Origin of the sequence: Thioalkalivibrio versutus (genome assembly GCF_001020955.1) — a bacterium.
In the GTDB taxonomy this organism is placed as follows: Bacteria; Pseudomonadota; Gammaproteobacteria; order Ectothiorhodospirales; family Ectothiorhodospiraceae; genus Thioalkalivibrio; species Thioalkalivibrio versutus.
This window is the reverse complement of the sequence record NZ_CP011367.1, coordinates 271,588-288,933: the sequence shown is the minus strand read 5'-3', so window position 1 is coordinate 288,933 and position 17,346 is coordinate 271,588. Positions and strand designations below refer to the sequence as shown.

Annotated in this window: 14 protein-coding genes; 6 read left to right on the top strand and 8 right to left on the bottom strand. The window is 67.9% G+C overall.

What is annotated here, in order from left to right; translation table 11 throughout:
- Position 1 precedes the first annotated feature (1 nt).
- The 8 genes from TVD_RS01315 to def all read right to left on the bottom strand — a co-directional run bounded on the left by TVD_RS01315 (position 2) and on the right by def (position 10,138).
- On the bottom strand, positions 2-1,456 hold the full coding sequence (locus TVD_RS01315) for a TrkH family potassium uptake protein (RefSeq protein ID WP_018168356.1): 1,455 nt from the start codon (positions 1,454-1,456) through the stop codon (positions 2-4).
- A gap of 282 nt (positions 1,457-1,738) precedes the next feature.
- Positions 1,739-3,118, bottom strand: coding sequence for a Trk system potassium transporter TrkA (trkA, locus tag TVD_RS01310; protein WP_018144642.1), 1,380 nt, complete (start codon positions 3,116-3,118; stop codon positions 1,739-1,741).
- A gap of 23 nt (positions 3,119-3,141) precedes the next feature.
- Positions 3,142-4,521, bottom strand: coding sequence for a sigma-54-dependent transcriptional regulator (locus TVD_RS01305; RefSeq protein ID WP_047250604.1), 1,380 nt, complete (start codon positions 4,519-4,521; stop codon positions 3,142-3,144).
- On the bottom strand, positions 4,518-6,719 hold the full coding sequence (locus TVD_RS01300; protein WP_018144644.1) for an ATP-binding protein: 2,202 nt from the start codon (positions 6,717-6,719) through the stop codon (positions 4,518-4,520). Before TVD_RS01300 ends, TVD_RS01305 begins: the two co-directional genes overlap by 4 nt.
- A complete protein-coding gene (locus TVD_RS01295) occupies positions 6,704-7,282 on the bottom strand; it encodes a DUF4390 domain-containing protein (RefSeq protein ID WP_047250603.1) in 579 nt (192 codons plus the stop codon). The genes TVD_RS01300 and TVD_RS01295 overlap by 16 nt, the downstream gene beginning before the upstream one ends.
- Complete coding sequence (gene rsmB / locus TVD_RS01290; protein WP_047250602.1) at positions 7,282-8,640, bottom strand: 16S rRNA (cytosine(967)-C(5))-methyltransferase RsmB; 1,359 nt, start codon at positions 8,638-8,640, stop codon at positions 7,282-7,284. The genes TVD_RS01295 and rsmB overlap by 1 nt, the downstream gene beginning before the upstream one ends.
- Positions 8,640-9,605, bottom strand: a complete 966-nt coding sequence (gene fmt / locus TVD_RS01285) for a methionyl-tRNA formyltransferase (protein WP_047250601.1) — start codon at positions 9,603-9,605, stop codon at positions 8,640-8,642. The genes rsmB and fmt overlap by 1 nt, the downstream gene beginning before the upstream one ends.
- A complete protein-coding gene (def, locus tag TVD_RS01280) occupies positions 9,605-10,138 on the bottom strand; it encodes a peptide deformylase (RefSeq protein WP_019568137.1) in 534 nt (177 codons plus the stop codon). Before def ends, fmt begins: the two co-directional genes overlap by 1 nt.
- A gap of 142 nt (positions 10,139-10,280) precedes the next feature.
- Here def and TVD_RS01275 point away from each other — a divergent pair, with 142 nt between their 5' ends.
- The 6 genes from TVD_RS01275 to hemF all read left to right on the top strand — a co-directional run bounded on the left by TVD_RS01275 (position 10,281) and on the right by hemF (position 17,334).
- The gene (locus TVD_RS01275) at positions 10,281-11,441 is read left to right on the top strand and encodes a LysM peptidoglycan-binding domain-containing protein (protein WP_047250600.1); all 1,161 of its coding nucleotides are present in this window, start codon (positions 10,281-10,283) and stop codon (positions 11,439-11,441) included.
- Between the two features lie 21 nt (positions 11,442-11,462).
- Positions 11,463-12,602: a DNA-processing protein DprA gene (gene dprA / locus TVD_RS01270; protein ID WP_047250599.1), complete on the top strand. Its 1,140-nt coding sequence runs from the start codon at positions 11,463-11,465 to the stop codon at positions 12,600-12,602.
- A complete protein-coding gene (locus TVD_RS01265; RefSeq protein ID WP_018938919.1) occupies positions 12,599-13,084 on the top strand; it encodes a Smg family protein in 486 nt (161 codons plus the stop codon). The genes dprA and TVD_RS01265 overlap by 4 nt, the downstream gene beginning before the upstream one ends.
- A gap of 141 nt (positions 13,085-13,225) precedes the next feature.
- Complete coding sequence (locus tag TVD_RS01260; protein WP_047250598.1) at positions 13,226-15,796, top strand: DNA topoisomerase I; 2,571 nt, start codon at positions 13,226-13,228, stop codon at positions 15,794-15,796.
- Entirely contained in the window at positions 15,783-16,388 is a 606-nt protein-coding gene (tsaC, locus tag TVD_RS01255; RefSeq protein WP_047250597.1) for an L-threonylcarbamoyladenylate synthase type 1 TsaC, read from the top strand. Before TVD_RS01260 ends, tsaC begins: the two co-directional genes overlap by 14 nt.
- Before the next feature lie 16 nt (positions 16,389-16,404).
- Positions 16,405-17,334 carry an oxygen-dependent coproporphyrinogen oxidase gene (hemF, locus tag TVD_RS01250; protein WP_019563325.1) on the top strand — a complete coding sequence of 310 codons (930 nt, stop codon included), beginning with the start codon at positions 16,405-16,407 and terminating at the stop codon, positions 17,332-17,334.
- Positions 17,335-17,346 lie beyond the last annotated feature (12 nt).

Genomic DNA, 17,346 nt, shown 5'->3' with positions numbered 1-17,346 from the left:
GCTAACGCCGCCAGAAGGCGGGCGACAGAAGCACCAGCACGGTAAAGATTTCCAGGCGCCCCATCAGCATCGCAACCACCAGGACCCACTTGCTGAAATCGTTGATCGACTGGAAGTTGGGCCCGACCTCGCCCAGACCGGGGCCCAGGTTGTTCAGCGAAGCGGCCACTGCCGAGAACGCGGTCACCTGATCCAGACCGGATGCCATCAGCCCCAGCATCATCACTACGAACACCATCACGTAGGCCGCCAGGAAGCCCCACACCGCCTGCACGACGCGATCCGGGGCCTCCTTCCCGTTGACCTTCACGGCGATCCGCGCGTGCGGGTGGATCAGACGCTTGATCTCGCGCAGCCCCTGCTTCACCAGCAACAGCACGCGCACCACCTTCATGCCACCACCGGTGGAACCGGTACAGCCACCGATGAACGAAAGGAGGATCAACAACACAGGCAGGAAACCGGGCCACAGGTAGAAGCTGTCTGTGGCATAGCCCGTCGTGGTCGCAATGGACACGACATGGAAGACCCCGCGGCGCAATGCATCCCCGAACTGATCGGTAAACCCGCTCCAGAGCATGAAACCGACCACCAGGACGATCGCCGAGCCGAGCACCAGGAGGTAGGCGCGTAACTCCTCGTCCCGCCGGTAAGGCTTCCAGGTCGCGCGGTGCAGCACCAGAAAGTGGAGAGCAAAGTTCATCCCGCCCAGAACCATGAACGCGATGGCGACCATCTCGATCGCCACGGAGTCGAAATGACCGATGCTGGCGTCATAGGTCGAAAAGCCACCAATCGCCACGGTGGTGAAGGAGTGCGCGATCGCATCGAAGGCATCCATGCCGGCGGCCCAGTAGGCCAGCGCGCAGGCCACGGTCAGGCCCAGGTAGATGTACCAGAGGTTGCGCGCGGTCTCGGCGATACGCGGCGTCAGCTTGTTGTCGCGGATCGGCCCCGGAGTCTCGGCCTTGAACAGCTGCATGCCGCCCACGCCCAGCAGCGGCAGGATGGCCACCGCGAGCACGATGATCCCCATGCCGCCCATCCATTGCAGCTGCTGGCGATACCACAGCAGCGCCCGCGGCAGATCATCCAGCCCGGTCAGCACCGTGGCGCCGGTCGTGGTCAGGCCGGACATCGACTCGAAGGCGGCATCGGTGAAGGACACCTGCAGGCTCGGGTCGAGGTACAGCGGTGTCGCCCCGGCGATCCCCAGCCCCAGCCAGAACAGCACCACCAGGATGAAGCCGTCGCGCGCCTGCAGCTCCTGGCGCATGCGGTACAACGGCGCCCACAGCAGCCCGCCCATCAGCAACAGGAGGGCGAAGGCCTGCAGGAACACGTACGCGGTGGACTCCCCGTACAGAAAGCCGATGGCCGCCGGCGGCAGCATCGCCAGACTGAACAGCGTCAGCAGGACACCCAGCAGCCGGGCCGTGGAGGCGAGATGGAGCATCCGCGCGCTCCGCCTAGGGAAACACTGATGAATGTACGCACTCGCGCTCGAGTCGCTTTTGCGTGCGAACAAGGCGCGGTGACTGCCGTGCAGTCATTCTGCACAAGGGAACCGCAACGCCGTGCGCGCGCAAAAGCGGCCGAGCCCCGCGGGGTTGGTAACCCAGGTTCCCCGATCCTGCGTTGCGGCCCTTGCCGGTAGAACCACTACCGGCTGCGCACCGCGCCTTGTCTCGGGGAACCTGGGATACCAACGCGAGTGTGTACATTGATCAGTGTTTCCCTAAAAGAACAGCGCCGTGGGCTGGAACAGGCGCTGCACCTGCTTCACCTTGCGCCGATCGGTCACGAATAGAATCACGTGGTCTCCGGCCTCGATGACCGTGTCGCGATGGGGGATGATGACCTCCTCGCCCCGCACCACCGCTCCGACGCGAGTGCCCTCGGGAAAGTCGATCTCGTCGATCCGGCGGCTGACCACCTGCGACGTCCGGGCATCGCCGTTGACCACGGTCTCGATCGCCTCGGCCGCACCGCGGCGCAGGGCATGCACGGTGGCGGTTCCGCCCTCGCGCACCCGCGCCAGCAGCGCACCGATGGTCGCCTGCTGTGGCGAGATCGCGACATCGATGGTCCCGCTTTGCAGCAGGTCCACGTAGCTCGGCCGATTGATCAGCGACATCACCTTGCGCACGCCCCAGCGCTTGGCCAGCATCCCGGCGAAGATGTTCGCCTGGTCGTCGTTGGTGACCGCGCAGAACACGTCGCTGTGCTCGACGTTGATGGATTCGAGGAAGCGGTCATCCGAGCTGTCCCCGTGCAGCACCAGGACATTGCTGGGTAGCGTCCGCGCCAGATGATCGGCACGTTCGGAATCGCGTTCGATCACCTTGACCCGGTAGCGCTTGCTGAGCGTCTCGGCCAGGCGCTCGCCGATGTTGCCGCCACCGGCCACCATGATTCGCTTGTAGGGCTTTTCCAGCTTGCGCAGCTCCGAGGTCACCGCGCGGATGTTCTTCTTCGCCGCGACGAAGAACACCTCGTCATCGGCCTCGATCACCGTGGAACCATCCGGCTGGATCGAGCGATCCTTGCGGAAGATCGCGGCCACCCGGGTCTGGATGCCCGGCATGTCGTTTTGCAGATTCTTCAGCTCGTGCCCGACCAGCGGGCCCCCATAGTAGGCGCGCACCCCCACCAGCGAAACTCGGCCCTCGGCGAATTCCAGCACCTGGAGCGAACCGGGGTGCTCGATCAGGCGCTGGATGTGGCTGGTCACGATGGCCTCGGGCGAGATCAGCATGTCCACCGGCATCGCGTCCTGGGCGAACAGCGCCGGGGTCTCGTGATAGTCGCGGGCCCGCACCCGGGCGATCTTGGTCTCAATATTGAACAGCGTGGAGGCCACCTGGCAGGCAACCATGTTGGTCTCGTCCGAGTTGGTGACCGCGATCAGCATGGACGCGTCCTGCGCACCGGCTGCCTCCAGCACCGAGGGGTGCGCGGCAAAGCCGTGCACGGTCTTGATGTCGAAACGATCCTCCAGCTCCGCCAGCATCTCGGCGCGGTAATCGACCACCGTAATGTCGATCCCGTCGGCGCTCAGCGCCTCCGCCAGCGACTGCCCGACCTGCCCGGCCCCGAGGATGATGATGTGCTTCATGCGTCTCCCGTCCCGAAGCGGGTTCAGCTATCGGATTTCACGCGCTTGGGGTCGATCCCCAGCGCCTTGAACTTGCGGTACAGGTGCGTGCGCTCCAGCCCCACCCGTTCCGCCAGGCGCGTCATGTTGCCCTCGGAGCGCTCCAGCTGTTGCTGCAGGTATTCGCGCTCGAACTGTTCGCGCGCCTCGCGCAGCGGCAGATCGGGGATGGCGACCGTCCCCTCGCCGCCCTCCTCGGCGCGCTGCGGCTGCCCGCTGAGGGTCCGCTCCACCTCGTCGCGGGTGATCTCGTCGCCCGAGCCCAAAATCATCAGCCGCTGCACCAGGTTGCGCAGTTCGCGCACGTTGCCCGGCCAGTGGTACTGCTGCAGCCGTTCCAGGGCCGGACGCTGGAAGGCGCGCGGCGGCAGCCCCTCCTGCTGGTGCAGGTGGCGCATATGACACTCCAGCAGTTCCGGGATGTCTTCGGGGTGCTCGCGCAGGGGCGGGATGGTCAGTGGCAGGACATTCAACCGGTAGTACAGGTCCTCGCGGAAGTGGCCCTGCTTGACCGCCTCGGCCAGGTCGTACTGGCTCCCTGCGATCACGCGCACGTTCACGCTGATGGGCTGGTTGCCGCCGATGCGGGTGATGCGCTGGGTATCCAGCGCATGCAGCAACCGCCCCTGGGTCTGCAGATCCATCTCCGCGACCTCGTCCAGGAACAGCACGCCACCCGCCGCCTGCTCCAGCAGGCCATAGCGCACATGTTCTCCCTGCTCGCTGCCGAACAGCTCGGCGATCGCCTCCTCGCCCGAGAGCGACCCCACCGAGACCACGATGAACGGGCTCTCGCGGCGCGCGCTGCGCGCATGCAGCAGCCGCGCGAAGGTCTGCTTGCCAACGCCTGGCTCGCCGGTGATCAGCACCCAGGTATCGTGCTGCGCCATGCGCTGCACCTGGTCGCGCAGGTTCACCATGGTGGCGCTGTCGCCCACCGGGTCGGCCACCGTACCGGCGTGGCGCTTCAGGCCCACGTTCTCGCGCTGCAGGCGTGCGGCCTCCAGGGCATTGTTCAGGGTGATCAGCAGCTTCTCGATGGACAACGGCTTCTCGATGAAGTCGTAGGCGCCCAGGCGCGTGGCATCCACAGCGGTCTCGACGTTGCCGTGACCGGAGATCATCACCACCGGGCAGGGCAGCCCCTCGTCATCGCCCCACTCCTTGAGCAGGGAGATCCCGTCACCGTCCGGCATCCAGACATCCAGCAGGATCAGGTCCGGGCGGCGACTGCGACGCTGTGCCTTGGCCTCGGCCACGGAGCCGGCGAGTGCTACCTGATAGCCCTCGTCCTCCAGCACATCCTGCAGCAGCATGCGGATGTCCGGCTCGTCGTCGACCACGAGTATGTAGGCTTCGCTCATTCGGGCTCCTCGTGAACCACCGGACCATGCTCCACCGGGATGCGGATGCGGAAGACCGCCCCGCCCGGCCCGGACTCTGCATTATGGCACTCAATCATGCCGCCATGCTCCTCCACGATCTTCTGCGCGACGGCCAGACCGAGACCGGTTCCACGCGGCTTGTCGGTGGTGTAGGGCTCGAAGATGCGCTCGAGGAACTCCGGCTTGATGCCCGGGCCGGTGTCGATCACACGCAATTCGATATGCGGCCCGGCCGAGTCGTCGAGATACGCCGTGGCGACATGCACCTCCATGTCCTCGTGGCCCTCGCCCGCCTCCAGGGCGTTCTTGATCAGGTTGTGCAGCAACTGGCGCAGACGCCCGGCGTCGCCATGGATTCGCGGCAGGGACGCATCCAGCGTGACATCGACCCGCGAGCGCCCGTCCTGGTCCAGGTACAACTCGCAGACGTCCCGGATCAGCTGGTTCAGATCCACCGACGCGCGCTCCAGCTGCGGGGCCTGGGCATAGTCGCGGAAGGCGTTGACCAGGGTCTTCATCGCCTCCACCTGCTGCACGATGGTACCGGTGGCGCGATCCAGCACCTCGCGATCCGCCCCCTCCAGCACCTTGCCCAGACGCCGCGACAGGCGCTCGGCGGACAGCTGGATCGGGGTCAGCGGGTTCTTGATCTCGTGCGCCAGACGCCGCGCCACCTCGCCCCAGGCGGCGTCACGCTGGGCCTTCAGGAACTCGGTCATGTCGTCGAACACGATCGCGTGCAGACCGCGGCTGGACCCCGAGGTCGGCAACCACACGGCACGGGTCATCAGCACCTTGCGCCCGCTACGGGTAAACACCACCACCTGGCGCGACCATTCTTCTTCCTGGCGCACCAGGGCATCGCTGATCGCCTCGAAAAACTGCGCCACCAGCGGGCACTCGGCGCCCACCTCCGACATCACCCGGGTGCGCGCCCGCTGCAGGTCGCACTCCAGGATCTCGCTGGCCGCGGCGTTCGCGGTACGCAGGCGCAGGCTGCCATCCAGCGCCAGCACGCCGGAGCGCAAGTGTTGCAGCACGCTCTCCAGATAGGCGCGCTCGGCGTCCAGCAGGCGGCGGTTGCGTTCCGCCTCGTCGCGCGCCTCGTTCAGGGTGCGCGTCATGGTATTGAACGACTGCACCAGGAAACCCAGCTCGTCGGCGCGCTGCACCGCCAGGCGGGTGCTGTAGTCGCCCTGGGCGACCATGCGTGTGCCCTGCACCAGGTCGGAGATCGGGCGCACCATGCGCCGCGCCACCAGCAGCCCGGCCCAGAGCGCGGCCATCAGCGAGATCGCCAGCGCCAGTGACAGGGTGAACACAAAGCCCTGGATCATCGGCCCGCGCAGGTAGGCGAATTCGCGATAGTCGGCGAAGGCGTCCTGCACCCGTAGCGACAACGCGCTCATGCGCGGGTCCACGGGGTAAATGCCCTGCAGGATACGGTTCTCCGAGCCCGGGCGGCGGCTGCTGGTGGTGGCCACCACGCGGATGATCAGCGAGCCGTCGGGCTGCGGCTCCAGCCGCGAATACGGCTGTTCCGGGCGTACCCGCATCAGAATGTCGGACCCGGGCGGGGTCGGCAGACGACGGATTGGGCTGTCGGTGCTGGAGGCGATAATGCGGTTGTTGGAGCCGACCAGGGTCAGCTCCTGCGCCCCGACCTGGCGGCGATAGTCGTTCAGGGCCAGCGGCACCAGCCCCTCCGAGACCCCCTCGAGATCGCTCATCAGCTCCTGGGTCTCGTTCGCCAGCTGGCGCACCCGCAGATCCAGCGACGAGCGCGACAGCTCCAGCGCATCCTCCAGCGCCGACTCCACGCGCACGTCGAACCAGGAATCCACGCCCTCGTTCAGGAACTTGAAGGAGAAGTAATAGACAACGGACACCGGCAGGACCGCCACCAGCATGAACACCGCAACCAGGCGCAGGGTCAGCCGGCTGCCGGGGACCCCGCGGCGATACTGGATCGCCATGCGCGCGACCTGATAGATGATCAGCCCGCCCAGCGCCACCAGCACGGCGACGTGGAACACCAGCAGCCACAGAAACAGCTGCTCGAAGCGCGCCTGGTTCTGGGCGGCATCGCCCATCACCACCAGCGAGGTCAGCAGCAGCACGAACAGGAGCCCGATGCCGAACAGCCCCCACGGGAAGCCCCTCAGTCCAGCGACCATCGCCGCCACTCCTGTCGTGTCGTCAGATCACCGCGCAACCCGGCATCCAGCTGCAGGGGCAGAGGCAGCGCCGAGTACACCAGCATCAGGCGTGCCGCCAGGTCGAACTCCCCGGGATTCGGGCGCGCCGAAGCGGGAATGCCGTCCAGGCGCAGCCGGCCCAGCCGCCGGGCGACCTGGTCCAAGGCATCCCCCAGGGTCGGTTTCAGATCCATGCGCTCGTCGGTCACCGCGGTTACCAGGTAATGCCGGTTCAGCGCAAAATATTGCAGCTGGACCCGGCGGGTCTCGCTCGCCAGGGTGTCGCGCCCCACCCGGCGACCGCGCTCCAGACGGGTTTCCGCCTCGAACTCCAGGGTCACGCCGTTGGCCAGGGCATCTTCCAGCACGGCGGGCAGACGCATGTCGATATCGAGACGCACCAGCACGGTGGTGTCGTCCAGCCACAGGTGATTGGCGCCGCGGATCTCCACCGCCGCGGCCGGCACAGGCAGCGCCAGCAGAGCAAACAGGAAGCACAGCGCCACGAAGGGCCCGCGCCACGGGGAGGCGCCGCTCGGCATCAGGGGGCCTGCTTCTCCAGGAGCGCATAGTAGAAGCCATCACCGCCCTCGAGCCCCAGCGGCAGCGACACGCCGACCTCGCGCGGCCGGCCTCCGGGGATCCCCGCATCGCCGTTCACGGGAAGTACCCGCGCACCCGCGGTCGCGGCCACGAACGGGGCCACCACGGCCTCGTTTTCCGGCGACAGCAACGAGCAGGTGGCATACAGCAGCCGCCCGCCCGGGCGCAGCAGCTGCCAGGCGCCGGCCAGCAGGCGGGCCTGCTCCGCCGCCAGGCGCGGGATGTCCTCGGCTCGACGCAGGGTCTTGATATCCGGATGACGCCGGATCACGCCCGTGGCAGAACAAGGCACGTCCAGCAGGATCGCGTCGAAGGCCTGGCCGTCCCACCAGTCGTCGGCGGCCTCCAGGTCGGCGGCGACCAGTCGGGCGTCGAAGCCCAGCCGGTCGAGATTCTCGCGCACCTGCTCCAGGCGTTCCGGGTCGTTGTCCAGCGCGGTGAGGTCCAGTTGGCCACCGGCGCGCTCCAGAAGGTGCCCGGTCTTGCCGCCCGGGGCCGCACAGGCATCCAGCACCCGCTCCCCCGGCTGCGGATCCAGCAGTTGCCCGGCCCATTGCGCCGAGGCGTCCTGGACCGACAGCGCCCCGTCGGCAAACCCCGGCAGCGCCCCGACGTCGACCGGATTCTCCAGGGTCAGCGCGCTGGCGAGCACCGGGTGCGGCCGCGCCGGCGTCCCCGCAGCGGCCAGCGCCTCCAGCGCCGCCTCGCGGCTGCCGCGCTGCAGGTTCACCCGCAGGGTCAGCGGCGCCGGCAGCGTCGAGGCCTCCAGCAACGCCTCCCAGTCCTCGGGCCAGGCGTCGCGAATCGCCTCCAGCAGCCACGCCGGAACCGCATAGCGCAGGCCCGGCTCCGCCTCGATCCGGGCGGCCAGCGCATCCTGCTCGCGCAGGGCACGGCGCAGCACCGCGTTGATCAGCCCCACCGCGCCGGGTCGATGGATCTCGCGCGCCAGCTCGGCCGTCTCGCGCACCGCCGCATGATCCCGCGTACCGAAATGCAGCACCTCGGCCAGGCCCTGCGCCAACAGCACGCCGATCACGGCATCCTTCTTGCGCAGCGGCCGCTCGAGAAACCCGCCGACCAGCCCCTCCAGCTGCGGATACCAGCGCAGGGTGGTGTAGGCCAGGGCCTGCACCCAGGCGGCATCGCGCGGCGCGAGCCCCTCGGTCACCAGCTCCACCGCCCGGGTCAGCGACTGCCCCTGCAGCACCACGCGTTCGACCGCCTCCAGCGCACGCTGACGCGGCGAACGCGAATCCACCCGCGAGGGCACCACACGCCTTTGCTTGCCTGCCATCAGACCGCCCCCGTCAGGGTCTGGCCAACCAGGTCGGCATTACGAGCCCAGTCGGCCGCCGCGACCGGGCGGCGCCCCGGCAGCTGCACCGTTTGCAGCCGCAGGATGCCGTCGCCCGTGGCCACGTCAACGCCGTCCACCCCAGTATTTCGAATCGTCCCCGGCGCCGCATCGGCCGGTTCGGCAAGAGGGGTCGCGTTAAACACCCGCACCACCTGCCCCTGCCAGCCGGTCTGGGCCACCGGCCAGGGGTTGAAGGCACGTACCTGGCGATCCAGGGCGACGGCCGGTTGCGACCAGTCCATCCAGGCCTCCTGTTTCTCCAGCTTGCGGGCATAGGTGGCCTGCGCATCATCCTGCGGCAAGGGGGCGGACTCGCCAGCGGCAATCGCCGGGAGCTGCTCGACCAGCAGTTCGGCGCCTTCACGGGCGAGAACGTCGTGCAGGCTTCCAGTGGTGGTCTCCGGTGTAATCGTCACACCCCGGCAGGCATGCACCGGGCCGGTATCCAGCCCCGGGGCCATCTGCATCAGGCAGACCCCGGTCTCGGAGTCCCCCGCGAGGATGGCACGATGAATCGGCGCCGCGCCGCGCCAGCGCGGCAGCAACGAGGCATGGATATTGAGACCGCCCAACAGCGGGATCGCGAGCACCGCGCGCGGCAGGATCAGCCCGTAGGCCGCCACGATCAGGATATCTGGGCGCCAGGCCGCGAGCGCCGCCTGGGCCTCAGGGGATTTGAGGCTCTCCGGCTGCACCACCGGCAGCCCCGCGGCCTCGGCGACCTGCTTGACCGGGCCGGGGCGCAACTTGCGTCCGCGCCCCGCCGGGCGGTCCGGCTGGGTGTAGACCGCGACCGGCGCATGCCCGCTCTCGATCAGGGCCTGCAGCGCCGGGACTGCAAAATCGGGCGTCCCGGCATAGACGATGCGCAGGGAGTCGACGTCCGTGTCCGCCACCCCCATCAGACCGCGGGGACCGCGGCCTTGTCACCCGCCCCGGTGCGGACGCCCTGCTTCTCCAGCTTCTTGCGAATGCGGCCGCGCTTCAGGCTGGACAGGTAATCGACGAACAGCTTGCCGTCGAGGTGGTCGATCTCGTGCTGGATGCACACCGCGAGCAGCCCGTCGATGTCCAGCTCGAAGGGCTGGCCATCGCGCCCCAGGGCGCGCACGCGGATGCGGTCGGCACGCTGCACCTTTTCGTAGAAACCGGGCACGGACAGGCAACCCTCGTCCATCTCCTCCTCGCCGGAGGTTTCCAGGATCTCGGGGTTGATCAGGGCATGCGGCGCGCTCTGATCATCGGAGATATCCGCCACCAGCACACGCTTTTGCACGTTGATCTGGGTGGCCGCCAGGCCAATGCCCGGGGCCTCGTACATGGTCTCGAACATGTCGTCCACCAGGGTACGAATCTCGTCATCCACCTCGGCGACCGGCTCGGCCTTCAGGCGCAGCCGGGGATCGGGGAAGTGCAGGATTTCACGCTTGGCCATGAAAAAACCTCAAACTTTGTACTGTACAGACGTCGCAATTCTGCTAACGTTGGACCGCAATATCCGCGGAGTTGCGTCATCCGAATGGGGCCGGGCCACAGGAAGGCTCGGGGAGCGCGCGGACCTGACAGGGGACACCAAAATGTACAAGACCAGGGCCACCACGACCTTCGTTCTGCCGGGCATTCTCTTCAGTGTAACGCTGTTGCTGAGCGCCTGCGCGGCCACGCCAGAGAATGGCAGCGCCGAAACGGCCGCATCCGGCACCAGCGAAACGCAAGCTGCCGCCCGCGAGTCGCGCAACGCACTGGAACAACGCAGCTCCGCCGAGGCCGAGCCGGAGATCCGCGAATCCGCGCCGGAACGCTACGTCGTCAAGAAGGGCGACACGCTCTGGGATATCTCCGCGATGTTCCTGCAGGACCCGTGGTACTGGCCGGAGATCTGGCTGGTCAACCCCGAGATCGAGAACCCCCACCTGATCTACCCGGGTGACGTGCTGAGCATTCATTACGTGGATGGCCAGCCGCGCATCATGGTCGACGGCGGCCCGCGCGTGCGCCCGACCCATCGCCTGTCACCCGAGGCCCGGGTGGTGGAGCGCGACGAGGACATCTCCCCCATCTCCACCCTGCAGTCGTTCATGTTCCGGCCGCAGGTGCTGGATGAAGAGACCCTGGAGAACGCGCCCTATGTCCTCGCCTCGCAGGACGAGCGCGTGATCTTCGGCCCCGGTGACCGCGTCTACGTGCGCAACGCCGAAGACACCGAACAGTACGAGCTCTACCACATCGTGCGCCACGACGGCATGCTGATCGACCCGGATACCGGCGAGGAGCTGGGCGTCGCGACCCTGCCGGTGGGCGAGGCGGAGATCATCGAGCCGGGCAACGTCGCCCGCGCCGATATCCGCAAGGGCGAACGCGAGGCGATCCGTGGCGACCGCCTGGTACCGTACGCCGAAGAGCAGGATCGGCTGTTCGACATTAGCCGCGCGCCGGCCGGCGCCGAGGGCACGATCATCTCGCTGTTCGACGCCATCAGCCAGATCGGCCAGCTCCAGGCCGCGATCATCAACCGCGGCGAGCGCGACGGCATCGAGAACGGTCAGGTCTTTGCGGCCTTCACCGCCGGACGCGAGGTCCGCGACCCGATCAGTGATCGCGCCAACGACGTCGTCACCCTGCCGGAAGAAGAAGTCGGCACCGTGATGGTCTTCCAGACCTTCGAGAAGGTCTCCTACGTGCTGGTAACCGAGGCGGAACGCACCCTGCGCGAGGGTGACAAGGTTCGCGCCCCCTGACCGGACTTGCGGCCCGGCTTCATGCGTGATGCCGGCACGGCAGCCGCTCCGCACCAGGACTGGCTACGCCTGATCAACACCCCTGGCCTCGGCCCGCGGCGCCTGCTGCAACTGGTCGAGGCCTTCGGCACTCCGGGCCACGCCCTCGACGCCCCCGCCGCCGAATGGCAGCGTGCGGGCATCGACCTCAAGCTGGACGATGCCGCGCGCCAGGCCCGCGACAACGGGGCCGAAGCCGACCGGGCCTGGCTCGATGCCGATCCCCGGCATCACCTCCTGTGCCTCGACGACCCCGCCTATCCGCCCCTGCTGGCCGAGCTCCCCGACCCACCGCCGGTGCTGTACCTGAACGGCAACCCGGAACTTCTGCGCGCCCCGCAAGTGGGGATCGTCGGCAGCCGCGAGGCGACCCCGCAGGGCGAGCGCCTGGCCAGCGAATTCGCGCGCGAGCTGGCCACGGCCGGGCTCACGGTCACCAGCGGCCTCGCGCGCGGCATCGACGGCGCGGCCCACGAAGGCGCCCTTGCCGCGCCCGGCGGGCGCACCATCGCGGTGGTCGCCACCGGGCCCGACCGCATCTACCCTGCCCAGCACCGGCGACTGGCCCACCGCATCGCGGATCACGGCCTGGTGGTCTCGCTCTGGCCTACCGATACCCGCCCACTGGCGCGGAACTTCCCGCAGCGCAACCGGGTGATCAGCGGGCTTTCGCTGGCCACCCTGGTTGTCGAAGCGGCCTTGAAGAGCGGGTCGCTGATCACCGCGCGGCTGGCCGCCGAGCAGGGGCGCCAGGTCTATGCGGTCCCCGGCTCGGTGCTCAGCCCCGCCAGCCGCGGCTGCCACCAACTGATCCGCGACGGCGCCCAGCTGGTGGAGTCGGCCGACGAGATCCTTGACGACCTCGCGGATTGGCTGGGCGTGGCGCCCAACGCCCCTACAGCCCCGGCCGAACCCGCCGGCGAACCGCTGGACCCGGAGCAGGAACGCGTGCTGAACGCGATGGGTTTCGACCCGGTCCCGCTGGAAACCCTGCGCGAACGCACCAAATTGACCATCGAACAGCTTTCATCCATGCTGGTTTTGCTTGAACTTCATGGCCGCGTGGCCGCTCTCGACCACGGGCGTTACCAGCGCCTCGACGCAGGATCCCCCGAATCATGAACGAGAACGTGCTGGATGTGCTCATGTATCTCTTTGAGCACACCATCGACGAGGAATCCGACCAGGAGCCGGACCGCTCGGAACTGGAGCGCCACCTGGTGGAGGCCGGTTTCGCCCGGCGCGAGATTGATCGCGCCCTCGGCTGGCTGGACCGCCTGATGAGCGAAGCCCCGTTGGCAGGCCGCGGCGGGGACGGTGCCGCCCAGCGGATCTACGCCCCCGAGGAGCGCAAGCGCCTGGACACCGAGTCTCACGGCTTCCTGCTGCACCTGGAGCAGAACGGCCTGCTGACGGCCGGCACCCGCGAGCTGGTGCTGGATCGCGTCATGGAGCTGGATGCCGAGGAGATCGACCTCGACCAGCTGCGCTGGGTGGTGTTGATGGTGCTGTTCAACCAGCCCGACGACGCGATCGCCTATTCCCGCCTGGAAGAGGTCATGCGCGACGACTCGGGCCCCAGTGCCGTGGATTATCTGCACTGACTTCGCCGTCTTTCGATGGTTACGCGGTAGCCACGGGCGTTTTCCTCATCTAGTCTTTAGCGCCCGTGAACCCGGTTGCATGCCTGCAACCGCCACCGCCCCGACACGGAACCCGCTGCCACGGAGACGGTCCCGAGCCACATGAGCAAGCACCTCGTCATTGTAGAGTCCCCCGCCAAGGGCAAGACCATCGAGAAGTACCTGGGTCCCGACTACCAGGTCCTCGCCTCGTATGGCCACGTACGCGATCTCGTACCCAAGGAGGGCGCGGTGGATCCGGAAGACGGCTTCCGGATGAAGTACGACATCATCGAGCGCAGCGAGAAACAGATCGAGGCGATCGCCAAGGCGCTGAAGAAGTCCGACGACCTGATCCTCGCGACTGACCCCGACCGTGAAGGCGAGGCGATCTCCTGGCACCTCCACGAGGTCCTGCGCGAACGCGGCCTGTTGGAAAACCGCGACGTGCACCGGGTGGTGTTCCACGAGATCACCAAGAAGGCGATCCAGGAAGCGATCGAGCACCCGCGCGACCTGGCCCAGCCGCTGATCGACGCCCAGCAGGCGCGCCGCGCGCTGGACTACCTGGTCGGCTTCAACCTCTCGCCGCTGTTGTGGCGCAAGATCAAGCGCGGCCTGTCCGCCGGGCGCGTGCAGAGCCCGGCCCTGCGCATGATTGCCGAGCGCGAGAACGAGATCGAGGCCTTCGTCGCCCGCGAGTACTGGACGCTCGACGCCCTGACCGAACGCCAGGGCCAGTCGTTCACCGCGCGCCTGACCCACCTGGACGGCAACAAGCTGGACCAGTTCGACCTCAACAGCACCGAACTGGCGCACGACGCCCAGAAACGCCTGACCGACGCCGCCAGCGGCGAGCTCCGGGTCGCCAAGGTCGAGAAGAAGCAGCGCCGCCGCAACCCGGCCGCGCCGTTCACCACCTCGACCCTGCAGCAGGAGGCCTCGCGCAAGCTCGGCTTCACCGCCAGCCGCACCATGCGCACCGCCCAGCAGCTCTACGAAGGGATCGACCTCGGCTCCGGCGCGATCGGCCTGATCACCTACATGCGTACCGACTCGGTGGCCCTGGCCGGCGAGGCGATCGCCGAAATCCGCGGTCTGATCGAGGAGCGCTACGGGGCCAACAATGTCCCCGACAGCCCGCGCCAGTACAAGACCAAGTCGAAGAACGCGCAGGAGGCCCACGAGGCCATCCGCCCGACCTCCGTGCGCCACGTGCCGAACGAGATACGCGATCGCCTGAGCAGCGACCAGGCACGCCTGTACGACCTGATCTGGAAGCGCACCGTCGCCTGCCAGATGATCCACGCAACCTTCGACACCGTCGCCGCCGACCTGGTCCCGGGCGAAACCAGGCACCAGTTCCGCGCTACCGGCTCCACCCTGGTCGACCCCGGCTTCATCGCGGTCTACCAGGAGGGCCGCGACGACACGCAGGACGACGACGAGGACAAGCGCCTGCCGGAAATGGCCGAGGGCGACAGCGTCAAACTGAACGAAGTCACCGCCGACCAGCACTTCACCGAGCCGCCGCCGCGCTACACCGAGGCCAGCCTGGTGAAGACGCTGGAGGAATACGGTATCGGCCGCCCCTCCACCTACGCCAGCATCATCTCCACCCTGCAGTCGCGCGAGTACGTGGAGATGGATGGCAAGCGCTTCATCCCGACCGACACCGGCCGGATCGTGAACAGCTTCCTGACCCAGCACTTCGACCGCTACGTGGACTATGACTTCACCGCGAAGCTGGAAGACGAGCTGGATGCCATCTCGCGCGGCGAGAAAGACTGGGTCCCCGTGCTGGAAGCCTTCTGGGGCGACTTCCGCGACCGGGTGAAGGAAAAAGAAGAGAACGTGACCCGCGCCGAGGCCGTGCAGTCGCGCGAGCTGGGCCCCGACCCGCAAAGCGGGCGCCCGGTCAGCGTGCGCCTGGGCCGCTTCGGACCGATCGTGCAGATCGGCACCAAGGACGACGAGGAGAAGCCGCGCTTCGCCGGCCTGCTGCCCGGGCAGAAGATGGACAAGGTCACCCTCGAGGAAGCGCTGGAGCTGTTCAAGCTGCCGCGCGATCTCGGCGAGACCCCCGAGGGCGAACCGGTGATGGTCAACATCGGCCGCTTTGGCCCGTACGTGAAGTACGGCTCCAAGTACGCGTCGCTGGGCCCGGACGACGATGTCTGGACCATCGAGCTGCCACGCGCGCTGGAGGTCGTCGCCGAGAAGAAGAAAAAGGACGCCGAACGCTTCATCAAAAGCTTCGACGCGGAAGGCATCCAGGTCCTGAACGGGCGCTACGGCCCCTACGTGACCGACGGCAACAAGAACGCCAAGATCCCGAAAGAGACCGACCCCAAGTCCCTGACGCTGGAACAGTGCCAGGAACTGATCGCCGCCGCCCCGGAACGCAAGGGCCGCGGACGCAAGGGGGCGACCAAGTCCACGGGCAAGACCACTGCCAAGTCCTCTAGCAAGGCCGAGGGCAAGACCGCCAGCAAGACGTCGGCCAAGTCGACCGCCAAGTCGACATCCGCGAAAAAACCGGCGACCAAGAAGAAGGCCACCGCCAGCAAGACGGGCGCGAAGAAGACCACCGCCAAGAAGACCCCGGCGAAGAAGTCGTCTACTGCGAAGTCCGCCGGCGCTGGCGACAACCGCCTGAGTGCCGAGCCCTCCGGCGATCGTGGATCGGAATAACGCCCCGCTGCTGACCGCCGAGATCGATCCCGTCGCGCACCACGTGCGCGACGGCGGGGTGATCGCCTACCCCACCGAGGCGGTCTTCGGCCTTGGCTGCCGCCCGGACGCGCCGGAGGCCATCGAACGCATCCTGACACTGAAGGGTCGACCGGCAGCCAAGGGGCTGATCGTGGTCAGCGACCGGCTCGACCGCCTTGCCCCCTGGCTGGCCCCGCTGCCCGCCGACCGCCAGGCCGAGATCGACGCCAGCTGGCCCGGCCCCACAACCTGGCTGCTACCCGTAACCCCTGACTGCCCCACCCTGCTGTGTGGCGAACACGACAGCCTGGCCGTGCGCGTAACCGCCCATCCAGCCACACGTGCGCTGTGCGCCGCCGTCGACAGCGCGCTGGTCTCGACCAGCGCGAACCGCGCCGGCGCGGAGCCCTGCCGCACCTGGGATTGCGTTACCTCACAACTCGGGGCGGGCATCGATGCGATCCTGCAGGCAGAATGTGGCGGGCGCGACGCCCCCAGCGCGATCCGCGACGCCCGCACCGGGGCCTGGCTCCGGGGTGGACCGGACCCCGACGCGAACACCGACCACTGAACAACCGGGACGCAGCATGAGCCAGGACAACGTCTCCATCGAGCGCGTAATCGACTACCTGCAGGGCCTGCAGGACCGCATCTGCCAAGGCCTCGAGGGCCTGGACGGCCGGGCCCGCTTCGAGGAGGACGCCTGGGAGCGCCCCGCTGGCGGCGGCGGGCGTACCCGCGTGCTGCACGAGGGCGCGGTGTTCGAGCAGGCCGGGGTGAATTTCTCCCACGTGATGGGCGACAACCTCCCGGCCTCGGCCACCGCCCACCGACCGGAGATGGCCGGGCGCTCGTTCCAGGCCACCGGCGTCTCCCTGGTGATCCACCCACACAACCCCTTTGTTCCGACCTCGCACGCCAACGTGCGCTTCTTCATCGCCGAGAAGCCCGGCGAGGACCCGATCTGGTGGTTCGGCGGCGGCTTCGACCTGACGCCCTACTACGGCTTCGACGAGGACTGCATCCACTGGCACCGTACCGCCGAGGCCGCCTGCCGCCCGTTCGGCGAGCACCTCTACCCGGCGCACAAGAAGTGGTGCGACGAGTACTTCCACCTCAAGCACCGCGACGAACCGCGCGGCGTGGGCGGGCTGTTCTTCGACGACTTCAGCGAGGGCGGCTTCGAGCATGCCTTCGGCTACATGCAGAGCGTGGGCAACGCCTACCTCGACGCCTACGCCCCGATCGTCGAGCGCCGCCGCGCCACCGACTTTGGCGAGCGCGAGCGCCAGTTCCAGCTCTACCGCCGCGGGCGCTATGTCGAGTTCAACCTGGTCTACGACCGCGGTACCCTGTTCGGCCTGCAGTCGGGCGGGCGCACCGAGTCGATCCTGATGTCGCTGCCGCCGCTGGTACGCTGGGAGTACAACTACCAGCCGGCGCCCGGCACGCCCGAGGCCGAACTGTACGAACGCTATCTGAAGCCGCGCGACTGGCTCGCCGAGACTGCCGGCTGACTCCAAACACGC

What these genes read in the sequence shown, in the direction of transcription:
- TVD_RS01315 (WP_018168356.1), bottom strand. Translation starts at nt 1,456, where the DNA reads ATGCTCCATCTCGCCTCCACGGCCCGGCTGCTGGGTGTCCTGCTGACG.
- trkA (WP_018144642.1), bottom strand. Translation starts at nt 3,118, where the DNA reads ATGAAGCACATCATCATCCTCGGGGCCGGGCAGGTCGGGCAGTCGCTG.
- TVD_RS01305 (WP_047250604.1), bottom strand. Translation starts at nt 4,521, where the DNA reads ATGAGCGAAGCCTACATACTCGTGGTCGACGACGAGCCGGACATCCGC.
- TVD_RS01300 (WP_018144644.1), bottom strand. Translation starts at nt 6,719, where the DNA reads ATGGTCGCTGGACTGAGGGGCTTCCCGTGGGGGCTGTTCGGCATCGGG.
- TVD_RS01295 (WP_047250603.1), bottom strand. Translation starts at nt 7,282, where the DNA reads ATGCCGAGCGGCGCCTCCCCGTGGCGCGGGCCCTTCGTGGCGCTGTGC.
- rsmB (WP_047250602.1), bottom strand. Translation starts at nt 8,640, where the DNA reads ATGGCAGGCAAGCAAAGGCGTGTGGTGCCCTCGCGGGTGGATTCGCGT.
- fmt (WP_047250601.1), bottom strand. Translation starts at nt 9,605, where the DNA reads ATGGGGGTGGCGGACACGGACGTCGACTCCCTGCGCATCGTCTATGCC.
- def (WP_019568137.1), bottom strand. Translation starts at nt 10,138, where the DNA reads ATGGCCAAGCGTGAAATCCTGCACTTCCCCGATCCCCGGCTGCGCCTG.
- TVD_RS01275 (WP_047250600.1), top strand. Translation starts at nt 10,281, where the DNA reads ATGTACAAGACCAGGGCCACCACGACCTTCGTTCTGCCGGGCATTCTC.
- dprA (WP_047250599.1), top strand. Translation starts at nt 11,463, where the DNA reads ATGCGTGATGCCGGCACGGCAGCCGCTCCGCACCAGGACTGGCTACGC.
- TVD_RS01265 (WP_018938919.1), top strand. Translation starts at nt 12,599, where the DNA reads ATGAACGAGAACGTGCTGGATGTGCTCATGTATCTCTTTGAGCACACC.
- TVD_RS01260 (WP_047250598.1), top strand. Translation starts at nt 13,226, where the DNA reads ATGAGCAAGCACCTCGTCATTGTAGAGTCCCCCGCCAAGGGCAAGACC.
- hemF (WP_019563325.1), top strand. Translation starts at nt 16,405, where the DNA reads ATGAGCCAGGACAACGTCTCCATCGAGCGCGTAATCGACTACCTGCAG.